Annotated in this window: 17 protein-coding genes and 1 tRNA gene; 7 read left to right on the forward strand and 11 right to left on the reverse strand. The window is 67.3% G+C overall.

The features are described 5' to 3' along the window. The first annotated feature begins 1 nt into the window (after position 1). Positions 2-1,663: an amidohydrolase gene (locus tag QM019_RS02280; RefSeq protein WP_282851705.1), complete on the forward strand. Its 1,662-nt coding sequence runs from the start codon at positions 2-4 to the stop codon at positions 1,661-1,663. 25 nt (positions 1,664-1,688) lie between these two features. Continuing rightward, the gene (locus QM019_RS02285; RefSeq protein ID WP_282824906.1) at positions 1,689-2,942 is read left to right on the forward strand and encodes a M20 family metallo-hydrolase; all 1,254 of its coding nucleotides are present in this window, start codon (positions 1,689-1,691) and stop codon (positions 2,940-2,942) included. A gap of 141 nt (positions 2,943-3,083) precedes the next feature. Here the strand turns inward: QM019_RS02285 and QM019_RS02290 are convergent, their stop codons facing one another. From QM019_RS02290 to QM019_RS02305, 4 genes are all read right to left on the reverse strand, one after another. Next, the gene (locus QM019_RS02290; RefSeq protein ID WP_282851706.1) at positions 3,084-4,214 is read right to left on the reverse strand and encodes a VIT1/CCC1 transporter family protein; all 1,131 of its coding nucleotides are present in this window, start codon (positions 4,212-4,214) and stop codon (positions 3,084-3,086) included. A gap of 14 nt (positions 4,215-4,228) precedes the next feature. Beyond that, positions 4,229-5,335 carry a serine hydrolase domain-containing protein gene (locus QM019_RS02295; RefSeq protein WP_282851707.1) on the reverse strand — a complete coding sequence of 369 codons (1,107 nt, stop codon included), beginning with the start codon at positions 5,333-5,335 and terminating at the stop codon, positions 4,229-4,231. Beyond that, positions 5,313-5,918, reverse strand: a complete 606-nt coding sequence (gene dcd / locus QM019_RS02300) for a dCTP deaminase (protein ID WP_282851708.1) — start codon at positions 5,916-5,918, stop codon at positions 5,313-5,315. Before dcd ends, QM019_RS02295 begins: the two co-directional genes overlap by 23 nt. 118 nt (positions 5,919-6,036) lie before the next feature. Next, complete coding sequence (locus tag QM019_RS02305; RefSeq protein WP_282851709.1) at positions 6,037-6,543, reverse strand: ferritin; 507 nt, start codon at positions 6,541-6,543, stop codon at positions 6,037-6,039. A 145-nt stretch (positions 6,544-6,688) separates the two neighbouring features. Here QM019_RS02305 and QM019_RS02310 point away from each other — a divergent pair. Further along, positions 6,689-6,762, forward strand: a tRNA-Gly gene (locus QM019_RS02310). 45 nt (positions 6,763-6,807) lie between these two features. Next, entirely contained in the window at positions 6,808-7,350 is a 543-nt protein-coding gene (locus tag QM019_RS02315; protein ID WP_282851710.1) for a hypothetical protein, read from the forward strand. 24 nt (positions 7,351-7,374) lie between these two features. On the opposite strand, the gene QM019_RS02320 is transcribed toward QM019_RS02315, so the two are convergent. Both QM019_RS02320 and QM019_RS02325 read right to left on the reverse strand, forming a co-directional pair. After that, positions 7,375-8,118, reverse strand: a complete 744-nt coding sequence (locus QM019_RS02320) for a hypothetical protein (RefSeq protein WP_282851711.1) — start codon at positions 8,116-8,118, stop codon at positions 7,375-7,377. Further along, positions 8,115-8,303, reverse strand: coding sequence for a hypothetical protein (locus QM019_RS02325; protein WP_282851712.1), 189 nt, complete (start codon positions 8,301-8,303; stop codon positions 8,115-8,117). Before QM019_RS02325 ends, QM019_RS02320 begins: the two co-directional genes overlap by 4 nt. 249 nt (positions 8,304-8,552) lie before the next feature. Between QM019_RS02325 and QM019_RS02330 the strand changes: the two genes are divergently transcribed. Genes QM019_RS02330 through QM019_RS02340 form a run of 3 tightly spaced genes read left to right on the forward strand, consistent with a single transcriptional unit; the run spans position 8,553 to position 10,167 of the window. Further along, the gene (locus QM019_RS02330) at positions 8,553-8,918 is read left to right on the forward strand and encodes an ArsR/SmtB family transcription factor (RefSeq protein ID WP_055345763.1); all 366 of its coding nucleotides are present in this window, start codon (positions 8,553-8,555) and stop codon (positions 8,916-8,918) included. Beyond that, positions 8,915-9,964: a cation diffusion facilitator family transporter gene (locus tag QM019_RS02335; RefSeq protein ID WP_345961010.1), complete on the forward strand. Its 1,050-nt coding sequence runs from the start codon at positions 8,915-8,917 to the stop codon at positions 9,962-9,964. Before QM019_RS02330 ends, QM019_RS02335 begins: the two co-directional genes overlap by 4 nt. A 5-nt stretch (positions 9,965-9,969) precedes the next feature. Next, positions 9,970-10,167: a hypothetical protein gene (locus QM019_RS02340; RefSeq protein WP_282851713.1), complete on the forward strand. Its 198-nt coding sequence runs from the start codon at positions 9,970-9,972 to the stop codon at positions 10,165-10,167. Between the two features lie 79 nt (positions 10,168-10,246). Here QM019_RS02340 and QM019_RS02345 read toward each other — a convergent pair whose 3' ends face one another. Genes QM019_RS02345 through QM019_RS02365 form a run of 5 tightly spaced genes read right to left on the reverse strand, consistent with a single transcriptional unit; the run spans position 10,247 to position 14,889 of the window. Continuing rightward, complete coding sequence (locus tag QM019_RS02345; RefSeq protein WP_019289543.1) at positions 10,247-11,500, reverse strand: sensor histidine kinase; 1,254 nt, start codon at positions 11,498-11,500, stop codon at positions 10,247-10,249. Continuing rightward, positions 11,497-12,165 carry a response regulator transcription factor gene (locus QM019_RS02350; protein ID WP_196374801.1) on the reverse strand — a complete coding sequence of 223 codons (669 nt, stop codon included), beginning with the start codon at positions 12,163-12,165 and terminating at the stop codon, positions 11,497-11,499. Before QM019_RS02350 ends, QM019_RS02345 begins: the two co-directional genes overlap by 4 nt. 35 nt (positions 12,166-12,200) lie before the next feature. Beyond that, complete coding sequence (locus QM019_RS02355; protein WP_428831951.1) at positions 12,201-12,959, reverse strand: FAD:protein FMN transferase; 759 nt, start codon at positions 12,957-12,959, stop codon at positions 12,201-12,203. Positions 12,960-12,961: 2 nt separating this feature from the next. Further along, entirely contained in the window at positions 12,962-13,468 is a 507-nt protein-coding gene (locus QM019_RS02360) for an FMN-binding protein (protein WP_282851715.1), read from the reverse strand. Then, entirely contained in the window at positions 13,465-14,889 is a 1,425-nt protein-coding gene (locus QM019_RS02365; protein ID WP_081015835.1) for a ferredoxin reductase family protein, read from the reverse strand. The genes QM019_RS02360 and QM019_RS02365 overlap by 4 nt, the downstream gene beginning before the upstream one ends. Positions 14,890-14,913 lie beyond the last annotated feature (24 nt).

Below are 14,913 nucleotides of genomic sequence, written 5' to 3' on the forward strand. Positions count from 1 at the left end.
CATGCAACTCGATCTGATTGTGTCCGCCAAGAAGATCATCACCCTCGACGACACCCGCCCCGAGGCCACCCGCATGGGCGTGATCGGCGAGCGCATCGTCGGCTTCGACGAGGAGCTCGACGACTGCACCGCCGCTCGTGAAGAGGACTTCGGCGACGCCGTGCTCGTGCCCGGCTTCATCGACGCCCACTGCCACACCACCTGGTGGGGCCTCGGGCTCACGGCGATTCAACTCGACCAGGCGCGCGGCCTCGACGACTTGTACGAGCGCATCCGTGCCGAGGTGGCCCGGCTCGACGCCGCGGGTGCCGCGCCCGACGCCTGGGTGCACGGCACCGGCTTCAACCAGAAGCACCACGGCGGCGAGTTTCCCGACATCAAGGTGCTCGACGAGCTCACGGGCGACCGCCCGCTCTACCTGCGGCACACCTCCGGCCACGCGGCGATCACGAACACCGCGACGCTGCGCCTCGTCGGCGCGCTCGAGGACGGCTTCGAGAACCCGACCGGAGGCACGATCGTGCGCGACGACACCGGCGCACCGACCGGTCTCGTCGAGGAGGCGGCGCAGAGCCTGATTCAGTCGCTGCTGCTGCCGTACTCGACCGAAGAGATCGCGGCCGCGCTTGATGCCGCGACCGAACGCTATGCGGCCGAGGGCATTACGAGCTTCTGCGAGGCGGGCATCGGCGGCGGGTGGATCGGCCACAGCCCGATCGAGGCGTCGGGCTACGCGCTCGCGCGCCGCACCGGCCGCCTGCACGCCCGAGCCACGCTCATGCCCGCGATCGACTCGCTCAGCGAGCTGTCGGCGAACTCGGCCGACTTCCGCGGCGAGGGCGAGGGCCTCGGCGTCAGCCTCGGAGTGCCGACCGGCTTCGGTGACGACTGGGTGCACTTCGGGCACATCAAGGCGTTCATGGACGGCTCGCTGCTCGGTGGCACCGCCGCGGTGACCGAGTCATTCTGCCTGCACAACCACGGCGGCGACAACAAGGGCTACCTGCTCAACTCGCCCGAGAAGTTCCGGGCGGATGTGCGGGCCGCGTACCGCGCCGGTTGGCCAATCGCGCTCCACGCGATCGGCGACGCCGCGATCGACCTCGCGCTCGACCTCATCGAGGAGTGCCAGACCGAGTACGGCGACAACGGCGCGAAGAACCGCGTCGAGCACTTCGGCGTCTCGCGTCCCGACCAGGTCGAGCGCGCCGGCCGCCTCGGCATCGTCGCGACGCCGCAGGCGAGCTTCACGATTCCGCTCGGCGACCAGGAGATGAAGATGGTCGGCCCCGACCGCGAGGGCTGGCTCTACCGCACGAAGAGCCTGCTCGACGCGGGTGTCGTCGTCGCCGGTTCGAGCGACCTCCCCGTAGCAATTAACAACGTGCGCGTCGCCCTGCAGTCGCTCGTCGACCGCACGACCGAGGCCGGTGTGGTGATGGGGCCGGAGGAGACCGTCGACGCCGAGACCGCGCTACGCACCTACACTGTCGGCTCGGCCATCGGCACCGGCCAGCTCGCGAACAAGGGCACGCTGACCCGCAGCAAGCTCGCCGACTTCGTCGCCCTGAGCGACTCGCCTCTTACCGCGTCGCGCATCGACGAGCTCGAGGTGATCGCCACCTTCGTCGGCGGCACCGCCAGCTTCGACTCGCGCGCCTAACCACAACCCGCAAAGGAGACCCACCATGGCAACGAAGGACACCGCGGCAGCCGCGTTCCTCGAAGATTTCCGTTCGATGAGCCGCAACGGCGCGACCCCGGGCGGCGGCGTCGACCGCCAGGCCGCGACCGTCGCCGACGGCCAGAACCGCAACTGGTTCCGTGGCCTCGTCGAGGGCTACGGTTTCGACGTGCGCTACGACGCCGTCGGCAACCAGTTCGCCTTGCTCGAGCTCGTGCCGGGTGCGCCGTACATCGCCGTCGGCTCGCACCTCGACTCGCAGCCGCTCGGCGGCAAGTTCGACGGCGCGTACGGCGTCCTCGCCGGCGCGCACGCCGCGAAGGCCGTCGCCGAGCTTGCGGCGGGCGAACACGCGCCGAAGTTCAACCTCGCGGTGATCAACTGGTTCAACGAGGAGGGCTGCCGCTTCAAGCCCTCGATGATGGGCTCGTCGGTGTTCACCGGCAAGATCTCGGCCGAGCAGGTGCTCGAGACCACCGACCCGCACGGCGTCACGGTGCGCGAGGCGCTCGACGCCATCGGCACCATCGGCGACTTCTCGCTCGACGTCGCCAGCTATGTCGAGCTGCACATCGAGCAGGGCCGCAGCCTCGACGATGCGGGCATCAAGATCGGCCTCGTCGAGTCGACCTGGGGCGCGAACAAGTACGAGTTCACGGTGCAGGGCGAGCAGGCGCACACCGGTTCGACCGTCATCGCCGACCGCCAGGATGCGCTCTTCGCCGCCTCGTCAATGATCGTTGCAGCGCGCGACGTCGCCGACATGTTCACCGACGACGACGGCATGGTCATTACCTCGTGCGGCGAGATCTCGGTGTTCCCGAACTCGCCCGTCGTCGTCGCGAGCGAAGTCAAGCTGCTCATCGACGTGCGCGCAACCGACGAGCAGCGCCTCGCCGATGCCGACGCCGAGCTGTTCCGCCGCTTCGCCGAGGTCGAGGAGCGCTCCAAGTGCGAGATCGTGCGCGGCGCCGAGCACATCTGGGGGTCGAAAGAGTACGACCGCCGAGGGCTCGAGCTCGCCGCATCCGCCGCCGACTCGCTCGGTCTGTCGAAGCAGGTCGTGCGCACCCTCGCCGGCCACGACTCGACAAACATGAAGGACGTCGTGCCGACGATCATGCTGTTCGTGCCGAGCGTCGACGGCATCACCCACAACGAGGCCGAGTACACGACCGACGAGGACATGGTCGACGGCGTGCGCCTGCTGACTGAGGTGCTCCGACGCGTCACCGGCGGCGAGTTCGTCGAGGCGTAGCGACGAATCTTGAGCGGCGGATGCCGTGGTCGGGCGCGTGCCTGTACCACCGCATCCGCCGCTGCAGTTTTCCACGATCGCTGCAGCCACAACCGCAGCGCTGTTAGAAAGCCGCACCAAGCGGCGAATCAGTCCTCGCGCCTAACCTCCGACGACGCCGCCGAAGGCGAGGCCGAGCAGGTAGGTCACGGCGGCCGCGCCGTAGCCGATGAGCAGCTGCCGCAGCGCGCGCTTCCACGGGGCCGCGCCCGACAGCACGCCGACGATGCCACCGGTGAGCAGCAACGCAATACCGACGATGCCCGCCGCGAGCGCGATCGCGGGCAGACCGTGCATGCCAAAGATCCACGGCAGCACCGGGATCACGGCGCCGCCAGCGAAGAACATGAAGCTCGACATGGCCGCCCCCATCGGGGTGCCGATCTCCTCGTGCTCGTCGACCGCCACCTCGGGCTCGACCTCGGCCGCGGTGCGCTCCGGCGTCTCGTCGGGGCCGAGGCCCGCGGCGACGCGGTGCACGATGAGCATCTCAGTCGCCTTGCGCTTCGCCTCTTCGGGGTCGAGTCCGCGAGCGCGATAGACGAGCGCGAGCTCGTTCTCGTTCACGTCGAGCGCGGGAATCTTGCGGTCGGTGTCGGGGTTCGGGGTGGATGCGCGCAGCAGCTCGCGCTGGCTCGACACCGACACGAACTCGCCGGCCGCCATCGAGAGCGCGCCCGCGAGCAGGCCCGAAATACCGGTCGCGAGCACGTAGCCCGCGGGAACACCGGTCGCGCCGACGCCGAGCACGAGCGCGAGGTTCGAGACGAGGCCGTCGTTCGCGCCGAACACCGCGGCGCGGAACGTGCCACTCATGCGCGCCCGCGAGCGGGTCGCGAGTGAACGCACGACCTCGGCGTGGATCGCCTCGTCGGCATCCATCTGGTCAGTCGCGTCCGGGTCGTCGGCATAGGGCGAGCGCGTCTCGGCGTTCTGCATCAGCGCGAGCGTGAACACCGAGCCAAAGCTGCGGGCGAAGCCGGTCAGTAGCCGTGTGCCAAGGCCCGGCCGCACCTGCTTCTCGGCGTGCACGCCGAGCTTGTCACGCCAGTGCTGCTCGTGCCGCCCCTCGGCCTCCGAGAGCGCGAGCAGAATGCGGCGCTCTTCGCCCTGCCGACGTCTCGCGAGGGCACGGTACGTCGCCGACTCAGCCCGCTCATTGGCGAGGTAGCGCCGCCATCGACGAATGTCGGCCGGCGACGGATCGGGGCGATTTGCGATGCGATCTGGCACGACGCAAGTTTACGTCAGGCCCCGTCTGCGCCCGCGAGCACCGCATCTTCGAGCCGCATGAGCCAGCGCCGGTTCGCGGGGAACGGCGAGAGGATGCCACTGAGGTAGACGAACGTGAGGTCGCGGTCGGGGTCGTGCCACGCCATCGACACGTTCGAGCCATTGTGGCCGTAGGCCCTGGCGCTCGAGCGGCGGCCGAAGGCGGATGCGCGCATCAGGTCGGGCCCCGGGTGGCCGAGTTGGTACCCGTTACTCCACCACGTGTGCGAGCCGGCGTAGCGGTCGAACTCGCCCTCGTTGCTCGGAGTGAGCAGTTGCTGCACCGTGTCGACGCGCAGTCCGAGCGCGCGGCCGTCACGGCCCGGCGCCACCGACTCGAGCAGCGCCGCGAGGTCGTGCGCCTGCGTCCACACCCCGCCCGCGGGAATCGTCGCCCGGCGCACCCGCTCGCGGTTGAGCACGGCCGCTGTGACGCTCGCCGTCGGCTCGGTCGCGCGAAACGGCACGGCCCGCCAGCGTTGGGTGCGCGGCAGGTTCGCGAAGGTCGATTCGAGGCCGAGCGGCTCAAGGATGCGCTCCCGCAGCGGCGCCTGCAGCTCACGTTCGCCCGTGGCCCCGAACGCGACTTCGGCGAGCATGAATCCCCACGCGAGCCACTCGTAGCTGGGCCGACGCATCCTGGCATCCGCGGGCATCCGAGTCGGCGTCGCCCTTGCGATGTTGCCGGTCGCGCGGCGCCAGTCGGTCATCGACACGACCTCGGCGAGGGTACCGCCGACGCGCGGCAGGCCCGAGCGGTGTTGCAGTACCTCGCGCACCGTGATGCGCGGTTTCTCGGATGCGCCGGGCGCCTCGGCCGCGAACGCGGGCCAGTACGCGGCGACGGGTTCGTCGACGTCGAGCAGGCCGTCGTCGTGGAGCGCCCAGATCAGCGTCGCGAGCCAGAGTTTCGACACCGAAAACGGCCAGAACAAGGCCTCCGCGCCGACGCCGAAGCGCGCATCCGCGAGAGTCTCGCCACCGCGCCGCACGATCAACTGCGCCGGACCGCCGCGCCGGCGCGCGAGGGCGAGCGGCTCGTCGAGCCAGGCGGGTGGGCTACTCGCCGCGCGAGCCCGCATCCGTCACCGAAACGTCGACCTGCGAGAAGCTCTGGAACGACCGCGACGCCGTCGGTCCTCGCTGCCCGAAGTACCGCGATTGGTACTCCTTCGAGCCGTACGGCAGCTCGGCGGGAGAGGAGAGTTGGAAGAAGCAGAGCTGACCGATCTTCATGCCCGGCCAGAGCTTGATCGGCAGCGTCGCGACATTCGAGAGCTCGAGGGTGACGTGTCCCTGAAAGCCCGGGTCGATGAAGCCGGCCGTCGAGTGGGTGAGCAGGCCAAGTCGGCCGAGCGAGCTCTTGCCCTCGAGGCGCGCCGCAACGTCGTCGCCGAGCGTCACCTGCTCGAACGTCGACGCGAGCACGAACTCCCCCGGGTGCAGGATGAACGCCGCGTCGGGGTTGATCTCGACGAGGTGCGTGAGGTCGGGTTGCTCCTCGGCCGGGTCGATGTAGGGGTAGTTGTGGTTGTTGAAGAGCCGGAAGTATCGGTCGAGGCGCACGTCGACGCTCGAGGGTTGCACCGCCTGGGGGTCCCAGGGGTCAAGGCCGATCTTGCCGGCGTCGATGCCGGCGCGGATGTCGCGGTCGCTGAGCAGCATCCCTCAAGCGTAGGCGACGCTCGAGGCGATTCTTGACCGGGAAAGGTCGACACCCCCGCGCTGGTGCGAGCGCGAGGGTGCCGAGTTGAAGGGCGGGCTTGCGGGCCAGTCTTCGGGGTTATTCAGCGGCGACGACGTCGCGGTCGCCGAGCTGCTTGTCGAGGTCAAGGATGCCAGAGCCGTTGCCGTCGAGGAGCTCGAGGCGGCCGATGATCTCGCTCACGGTCGACTCCTCTTCGATCTGCTCGTCGAGGAACCAGTGCAGCAGCGGGCGCGAGTCGATGTCACCCACCTGGTCGGCGATGCGGTAGAGGTTGCGGATCGACTCCGACACGAGCTCCTCGTGCGCGAGCGAGGCTTTGAAGGCGTCAAGCGGGTTGTCGACGGTCTTGCCCTCGAGCTCGATGCTCTGGATGACCGGGTGCGCGTCGCGGTCGAGCAGGTACTGCGTGAATTTCTGCGCGTGCTCGATCTCTTCTTCGGCCTGGGCCCAGAACCACTGCGCGAAACCGGTGAGGTCGATCGCCTCCATGTCGGCAGCAAGCTGACGATAAACGAGGGATGCGGTGTACTCGAGTCGAACCTGGTCGTTGATGGCGTCTGCGTACTTCTCGTCGATCTTCATGGCAGTAACGATATGAGCCAAAACTGGGATTCGCTAGCATGCTTAGCCTTGCCTCTAATTTGAATGAGTCAAATTTGTGAGGTTCGCACTGAAAGGTCACCGACGGGCCGAATGTTGCTAGAGTTGCACAGGCGCATTGCGCTCCGGGGCTGTAGTTCAATGGTAGAACTTCTGCTTCCCAAGCAGACAGCGCGGGTTCGATTCCCGTCAGCCCCTCCACTAGCTCCGCGCGGCATCGAGTCGCAATCCTCGCTCAGGAGCGCAATGATTCCAACCACGACGCTGGTCGTTCGCTACGACGAGTCCGGCCGACTCGCCACCGACGAGACTCTGCAACGCCTCGTGCGCAAGCAGGGTGTCCTGCTGCTAATCCTCGGGATGCTGCTCGGGCTGCTCGTGCTGGTTCCGTTCGTCACCTGGGCCGCCACCATGGGCGGCGTCGATGTCGCATTCGTGCTCGCCGTCGCAGCCCTGCTCGTGGTTCCGATCGCCCTCTGCGCGCTCGGAGTGCGCCAACTCCGGCGACGGCTCCGCATGCCCGAGGTCGCCGTCACCATCACACCCACCGACGTTCTCTTCCCCGCGATGGACCGTCCGTCAGCGCTCATGCCACGCGTCCGCGCCGAGGAATGGACGCGTACAGAGACGACCGCGCGACTCATTCCGGCCGCTGGCCTCAACGACGCCCGGGTGGAGTTCACCTGGGAACACGCGGGCAAGCGACGCCGTCGCTCGATCGCCGCGGGCAACATCGACGTGGATCCGTACGCCGTTGTCGCCGCGCTCGGTGCCGCCCGCGAGGTCTGATGGCCTTGGCCACAGGCGCCCGTCTCACATGGCCGTCACACGATCAATTCGTGCAGTCCTGGGCACGACACCTTCGCTCCAAGAGCCCGTGAACCCCAGCCGTTCGAGTTCTTCGATTGCGCTCATCGGGTCATCTGCAACTGCTGCCTTGAGTTGAAACTGGCGCCACTCCGCTCTACCCGCACTGATTGCGTCTTGCGCTGTCTCACTACGGACGTCGATTCCGAACTCTGACCATAGGAGTTCCAAGACATCCTCAAGGCAAGGTCTGAACCGGTGCCCGCCAACTGGGAAATGCAAGTCTCCGAGCTTCGGTGACTTGCCTTTCATCGCGTTCTTCTTGTGTAGCTTGCCTCGGCGCCTTGATCCTGCAAGCAGCAGTTCTTGCACGACCTCATCATGTTCGAAGTGGAAGTTGTAGTGTGCCGCCGGGGTATTCGCACGCGCGCCGCGGACATAGTCCAGCGTGAACATTGGCCGCGGCTCGTCCACAACGCGGACCAGGAACGACGAACGTTCAGTTGCTACGTTGCCCGAATCAGGGCTCACGAAGAGGTACTGGTCGACTTCCAACTGCAGTCGCGGATCGCCGTCGATCGTAAGAACGAGCCCACCCTGGACTGCCGTCGCGATGGTCATGCGGAGGCCGTCACTCCGTTTTACAGCCTCACACTCCAGCCCGATGTCTCCCGTTGGAACGATGAGTGCGAGCCGTTCCATCATACGTACGGCATACTCTCGAGCCGCTGCAATGAGGTCCTCGCTCACGCGATTAAGAACTCTAAACGTCGCAATTCACGCACGACTTCGAGCTCTTCCAGAGTGAGCTCATACGCGGATTCGCGCTCAAGCAGCTCGTACGCTGAGTAGCCTGTCTCACGCAGAATTTCCTCGCGCCGCCGCTTTGCGTCGTCGACGGTGAGTACTCGAACGTTGACATCTTGGCTCTCCATGGACTGTGGTTGTTGTCGCTTTGTGGCGGCGTTCTGTGATCGCTATTTGGCGCTATCAAGGATTTCCGAACACTTCTCGACCCTCAGGCGGCCATGGCTAATCGCCCGCATGCAGAAGTAGCACTCCGAACTTCCGTAGTTGAGTCGGGTTCGAGGTCGCCGCGACGTTGTGCATATCCGCTGCGGCGGCCTCACCCAAACGATTGCCCTGCCTACGCATTCGAGACCGGTAAGTGCAATAATCTGCGTATGCATGCAGATAGTGTGATTTGTGGCCGCGACCCTGGCAGCCAGTTCGTCGAACTTGCGGTGGAAGTCTTTTCGATGCTCGCTGATGCGACCCGGGTGCGTCTGATTCTCGCTCTTCGAGAGGGGGAGCGCTCCGTGAATGACCTTGCTGTCTTTGTCGACAAGTCGCCTGCCGCGGTCTCGCAGCACCTCGCCAAGTTGCGGCTGGGACGATTCGTAGCGACCCGGCAAGAAGGGACGCGTGTGTTCTACCGGTTGGAGAACGAACACGCGAGTCAGCTCGTCTCGGACGCGATATTCCAGGCCGAGCACTCGCTCGGTGGAACACCGCGGCACCACCACACGCGAACCGAGCCCGTGAGGTGAGCACGCCCCACACTCACCACGGACACGACGAGCCGACCCAGCACGAACACCACGAGTCTCCCGGCCACGCGCACACCCACGATCACGACCACGGGCATTCACATCCGACCGGCATCAAGGGTTTTCTCTACGGCCTGTTCGTGCCCCATAGCCACGATGCCGCCGACTCCATCGACGATGCCCTCGAGGCCAGCACTCAGGGCGTGCGGGCGCTCAAGATAAGTCTGTTCGTTCTGCTTGGAACGACGATTCTGCAGTTCGTCGTCGTCATCATCAGTGGGTCGGTCGCCTTGCTCGCAGATACCATCCATAACTTCTCTGACGCACTGACCGCGGTCCCGTTGTGGGTCGCGTTCGTGCTTGGCCGACGCGCCGCGACCAAGCACTACACCTACGGGTTTGGAAGGGCGGAGGACCTTTCAGGCCTGTTCATCATCGCCGTGGTCGCGTTGTCAGCGGTCGTCGCCGCCTATCAATCGATCGAACGCTTTTTCAACCCGCAACCTCTCCACAACCTAGGGTGGGTTATCGCCGCGGGCTTCATCGGCTTCATCGGCAACGAAATCGTCGCCATCTATCGAATCCGGGTCGGCCAGAGGATCGGTTCCGCCGCACTCGTCGCAGACGGCGTGCACGCGCGCATCGACGGCTTCACCTCGCTCGCCGTCGTCCTCGGCGGATTCGGCGTGATGCTCGGATTCCCGCTCGCCGACCCCATCGTCGGACTGCTCATCTCAGCCGCCATCATCGTGCTCCTCTGGGGAACCGTTCGCAGCATCGGGCGCCGCCTCATGGATGGCATCGAACCCGAGCTCGTCGAGCGAGCGCGGCACGCGATCGAACACACCCCGGGGGTTCTCGCCGTGCCTTCACTGCAGCTGCGATGGGTCGGCCACCGACTCCAGGGCGCCGCAACGGTAGCTGTCGCTGATATGCCGATCTCAGCCGCCGAAACGATCGTGCATGACATCAGGCACGGGATCTCGCATACACTCCCGAACCTGGATGACATGACCATATCGACAACAACAGAGGTCACGAGGTAAGCCTTGTGGATCCGTTTTGGTCGAGAGCCCTCACTGCAGCCGACGGCATCCCGCTGCTGTGGCTTGAATTGATTGGCATTGTTGCATGGCTCACTCGTCGGCAGGGCGAGTCGATCACGCTCGTTGAAGCGCTTCGCCTGGCCTCAGACAGACTGCGGCTGGTTCGTCGGCTGGCGGTCGCCCCCGGTGGTTTTGCGCTTTAGCCGCGCGAAATATGGTCGGCCGTCATGCCGGCCGTATGCGTTCTCGGGTCCGATTTCGGTCCTGGAGGTCTGAACAGATTTACTCTCCTTGCCGGATAGCGGAGTGCAGCTTTGCCGGTGCGAGCGGGAATATGCACGTTACGGATGCGCCGGTGGTCGGTTGTTCGATAGTGACGGTACCGCGGTGGCGCTGGACGATTTCCGCGACTATTGCCAATCCGAGTCCGTAGTGGCGTGTGGTGCTGTCGACGTTCCGGCTGCTGACGAAGCGGTCGAAGGCTGTGGACGCGACCTCGGGTGAGAATCCCGGACCGTCGTCCGTCACGCGTACGATTGCGTTCCCGTTCGACGCCGAGACGGTGACCGTCACCGCGGTGCGGGCGTGGTCGAGCGCGTTGGTCGACAGGGCGATCACCAGGCGCAGCAGAGCGGCACGCGACCCGGGGATGATGATCGGTTCCGGGTCGCCCGCGCGGGCGAGGGAGATGCCGCGCCGACCTGCGTCGTCACGGAGAAGCCCGACCGCATTGTCCGCGACAGCCCTGAGGTCAACCGGGGTCGGCTCGACCACGGTTCGCGGGTCGGCGGCGATCAGGAGGTCTTCGAGGATCTCGGTGAGCGTCCGGGTATCGGTGACGATTTCATCGACGGAGGTGGTGACGTCTGCGGGGAGGTCATTGCCGCCTCGGCGTTTCAGAATTTGCGCCCGGGTGCTCAGCAGGGTCAGTGGTGTGCGGAGTTCGTGGCTGGCGTCGGCGACGAAGCGGCGCTGTAGGGCGAGCGCCTCGGCCAGGGGGCGGATGGCGCGGCGGGCCATCAGGTAGGCGGTGGCGAAGGCGAGCACGGCCGCGACGAGTCCGCCGGCGATCAGCGCGGTCGCGAGCCTGCCCAGTTCTTCGGAGCTCTCGTGCAGGTCGAGCGCGACCTGCACGAATCGGTCGTGGCTGCGGTCCCCGGTGGCGGAGGTGGTGAGGAGGAGGTAGTCGCGCCCGTCCACGGTGCGCTGCTCCTGCACGTCCGCGCCGCCGGCCGCTACCGACTGGAGGGCCGTGGTGTCGAGCAATCCCTCGGGTAGGTCGTCGGAGGAGATGAGTTGGTCGCCGGTGCGCCCGTCGACCAGGGAGAGGTAGGTGCCGCTCGGCGCATCCTGGGGCGAGTCGAGCCGGGTGGCCGCGACAAGTGCCCGCTGGTTCGATTCGGTCACGCTCGTGCTGACGATCAGATAGACGAGCGTGCCGACGATCGCCAGGATGAATAACAGGAGGGCGGTGAATTGTGCGGTGAGCCGCAGCGACGCGCCTCTCAGGTCGTCGCCCGTGCGCAGCGCTCTCACGGCAGCGGTCCGAGCCGGTACCCGATACCGCGAACCGTCTTGACGCTGTCGCGGCCGAGCTTCTTTCGCAGGTAGTGCACGTAGGTGTCGACCACGCCGGGGTCGTCGGCATCGGGGAAAACGCTGGCGAGCAGGCCGTTCCGTTCGAACACCTGATTCGGCCGGCGGGCGAGCCGTTCGAGCAGCTGCGACTCGCGCTCGGAGAGGGTCACGTTCTCGCCCTCTCCCGTCGTCACGGTACGACTCGCCGTATCGAGCGACCCGCTCACTAGTGCCAGCACCGGCACTGTGCTGCTGTGTCGGCGGAGTAGGGCGCGGATGCGGGCGAGCAGCTCGTCGATGTCGAAGGGTTTGGCGAGGTAGTCCTCCGCGCCCCGATCGAGGCCCTCTACGCGGTCGGCCGGGTTGCCGAGCGCCGAGAGCACGAGGGCTGGGGTCAGGATGCCGCGGCCCCGGAGACGGGACAGCACGTCCAGCCCCTCCAACACCGGCAGCCCCCGGTCGAGCACGAGGGCGTCGAACTCGTGCGTCAGGCCTTCGCGCAGGGCACGTTGGCCGTCTCGGGCGAGCACGGTGTCGTAGCCCTCGGCTGCGAGCAGCTGCTCGAGCATCTGTGCCAGGCGCGCGTCGTCTTCGACGAGCAGAATGCGTGCGCGCTGCGACATGCTCGAAGTATAGGGTAAACAGGGGGCAGCGAGGCTCATATCGGCGTGAGCCCCCGGGCGCTCTGCAGCCCTGGTGTCGCGGTGAGGTGCCCCGCGTAGTCGACGGTGATCGCCTCGATGTCGAAGCGGTCGATCAACTCCGGGCAGCGGTCGGGCCCGCCCGCGACGAGGGCGGTGGCGAGTACATCCGCGGTGACGATGTCGTCGGCCAGCACGGTCACCTGGCGGTAGCGTTGCGGCGAACGGGGGTCACCGGTGCGCCAGATGTGCTCGCCCCGCTCGGCGGTGCCCGAGGTGGCCAGGGCAGTGTGTCGGCCGACGAGCTCGACAGCGCAGAGCAGCGCGCCCCGGTCGTCCGGGTCGACGATGCCGGCGCGCCACGGCGGGCCGCCGAGATCGCCCCGGGTGAGGATGTCCCCGCCGGCCACGAGCATCCAGTCGGTTTCGCCGGACGACTCGAGCACCCGCGCCGCCGCCTCCATCGCCTTGGCCTTGACGGTGCCCGAGAGGTCGATCACGCCGTCGGGGCGGTGGGGTGTGAAGGTGCCGCCGGTGCTCCGTGACCAGTCGAAGGCGTCGGCATAGGCCTCGCGAAGCTCCGCACTAGCCCGGGTCAGCGGCAGCTCCCCGCGAGCCATCATGCTGATCTCGGAGTCGGGCCGATACAAACTGAACCGCTCGTCGAAGACTCGGAACGCCTCTTCGACCTCGTCGAGAACGGATGCGGGGGCGGTGGAGCCGGCGAAGCGCAGACTCACCATGGTGCCCATGGTGTCGAACACGTGCACGCCCATGGTCAGAGCCCGGCCTGGTCGAGCGCCGACTGGAGCGAGCTGAGGTACCCGTCGCTGGTGTAGGTGGCACCCGAGACGCCCTGCACGTTCGCCGACTGCGCCGCCAGAACCTCTTGGCGCAGTACCGGCGCGGCCCGGTTGCTGATCGACACCGAGCGCTGATCCTTGTCGGTGAGCTGCAGCGCGGTGACATCGGTGATGCTGCCGTTCGCGACGGTGATCTGCACCTGCACCGGGCCGAAGCGGGTCTGCACGGAGGTACCGGTGAATGTGCCCGAAGCCCTGTCCGACGCCGGGGCTGTGGCACTCGCGCTGCTGCCGGCGGCGGTCGGAGTGGGCGCCGGGGCGGCCGCTGCGGAGGACATCGACCCGCCGTTGGGAGCCGTGGTCGTGGTGGTGGCTGTCGCATCCGGAACAGTCGGGGTCTGGCCCTGCGTGCCGAGCTGCCATCCCACGGTCAGCACGGCCGCCGACGACAAGATGCTGAGGGCCAGTGCGCGCGCCCTCACCAGTCGAACCTCTCGACGTGGATCTGGTCCTCGGGCAGACCGGCCGCCCGGGCGTCGCGGATCACCAGATCGATCCACGACTGCGGCCCGCACACGTAGAGATCGGAGTTCAGCAGATCGGGGAAAACCGTGCCGATCGTGACACCGTGGGCAAGTGCCTCGACCGACATCCAGGTGGCGAGCCCCTGCGGTCGCGGGCCCATCATCGAGAAGACCGCATTGCCGCGCATGCTGCGGAGGGCGCCGACCTCGTCCCACAGGTAGCTCTGCGAGGGATCGCTGCCGCGCAGCAGCACGGTGGCCTCGCCGGGGCGTAGCGTCGAGTGCTCGAGCATCGAGCGGATCGGCGTGATGCCGATACCCGCCGCGACCACGGCCAGCTTCGGGGCCACCCGGTGCGCCTCGGTGAACACGCCGTAGGGGCCCTCGATCGACACCCGGGCGCCGGGGCGCACACGAGAGATCGCCGCACTGCCGGTGCCGAGGTCGCGCACCGTCAGGCGCGCCGACGACGCCGTAGGAACCGCCGAGAAGGAGATCGGATGGGCATGCCACCAGGTGGCGCCGGTCCAGAACCGCCAGATCGCGTACTGCCCGCCCGCGGTCTGCAGGCGGTCGAGGTCCCGCCCGGCGAGGTGGATCGAGACGACCCCGGGGGCGACCTGCTCGACGCCAGCGACCCGGATACCATGTCGGGCGCTGCGCAGCGCGGGCACCGCGAAACGGAACACGGCAATGGCGCCGAAGGCGAGCACGTACAGCGCAATCCAGTAGACCCGCTGCACGGTGCCGTCGGCGAGCACACCGCCTGCGCTCAGCTGATGCGGCAGCGCCACGAGCACGGCCGCGTAGCTCAGCAGGTGGATGAGGTGCCAGGCCTCGTATGCGAAGCGCCGCCGCACCGCGACGACCGAGGTGACCACGACGGCGATGAGCAGGCCCAGCCCGAGGTAGGCGAGCGCCATATCTGGGCCCTGGAACAGGCTGATGGTCTCGGTGACGACGTTCGACCCGTCGGCCATCGCGTAGCCGACGGTGAGCAGCGCACCGTGGGCAAGGATCAGATACAGCGCGGGCTTACCGAGCTGCCGATGGAACGCCATCGCCGTGTCCTGCCCGACCACCCGGTCGACCGCCGGGATGCGAGCGGCGAGCACGAGCATCACCAGGATGAGGTCAGTGCCGACCAGGCCGGTCACGATGCCCGCGGCGGTCAGTGCGGTAGCGAGGCCGCTGACGGTGTTCAGACCGCCGTAGGCGAGCCACAAGGTCATGGCGGCGGCGACCGATGCCCAGACGAGGGCGATCATCGCGTCGGCCGTGCGCCTCCGACGTCGGCCCCGGATGCGCCGGGTACGGTCGACCGGGTCGACCATGCGGCGGGTCCGCACAGGGACGGTGGGTGCCGTTCTGAGAGTCATCGTGTCCTCGATTCGGGTGAGTGT

The organism is Gulosibacter sediminis, from assembly GCF_030011715.1.
GTDB classification, from domain to species: domain Bacteria; phylum Actinomycetota; class Actinomycetes; order Actinomycetales; family Microbacteriaceae; genus Gulosibacter; species Gulosibacter sediminis.

What these genes read in the sequence shown, in the direction of transcription:
- QM019_RS02280 (WP_282851705.1), top strand. Translation starts at nt 2, where the DNA reads ATGCAACTCGATCTGATTGTGTCCGCCAAGAAGATCATCACCCTCGAC.
- QM019_RS02285 (WP_282824906.1), top strand. Translation starts at nt 1,689, where the DNA reads ATGGCAACGAAGGACACCGCGGCAGCCGCGTTCCTCGAAGATTTCCGT.
- QM019_RS02295 (WP_282851707.1), bottom strand. Translation starts at nt 5,335, where the DNA reads ATGCGGGCTCGCGCGGCGAGTAGCCCACCCGCCTGGCTCGACGAGCCG.
- dcd (WP_282851708.1), bottom strand. Translation starts at nt 5,918, where the DNA reads ATGCTGCTCAGCGACCGCGACATCCGCGCCGGCATCGACGCCGGCAAG.
- QM019_RS02305 (WP_282851709.1), bottom strand. Translation starts at nt 6,543, where the DNA reads ATGAAGATCGACGAGAAGTACGCAGACGCCATCAACGACCAGGTTCGA.
- QM019_RS02315 (WP_282851710.1), top strand. Translation starts at nt 6,808, where the DNA reads ATGATTCCAACCACGACGCTGGTCGTTCGCTACGACGAGTCCGGCCGA.
- QM019_RS02325 (WP_282851712.1), bottom strand. Translation starts at nt 8,303, where the DNA reads ATGGAGAGCCAAGATGTCAACGTTCGAGTACTCACCGTCGACGACGCA.
- QM019_RS02330 (WP_055345763.1), top strand. Translation starts at nt 8,553, where the DNA reads ATGCATGCAGATAGTGTGATTTGTGGCCGCGACCCTGGCAGCCAGTTC.
- QM019_RS02350 (WP_196374801.1), bottom strand. Translation starts at nt 12,165, where the DNA reads ATGTCGCAGCGCGCACGCATTCTGCTCGTCGAAGACGACGCGCGCCTG.
- QM019_RS02355 (WP_428831951.1), bottom strand. Translation starts at nt 12,959, where the DNA reads ATGGGCGTGCACGTGTTCGACACCATGGGCACCATGGTGAGTCTGCGC.
- QM019_RS02365 (WP_081015835.1), bottom strand. Translation starts at nt 14,889, where the DNA reads ATGACTCTCAGAACGGCACCCACCGTCCCTGTGCGGACCCGCCGCATG.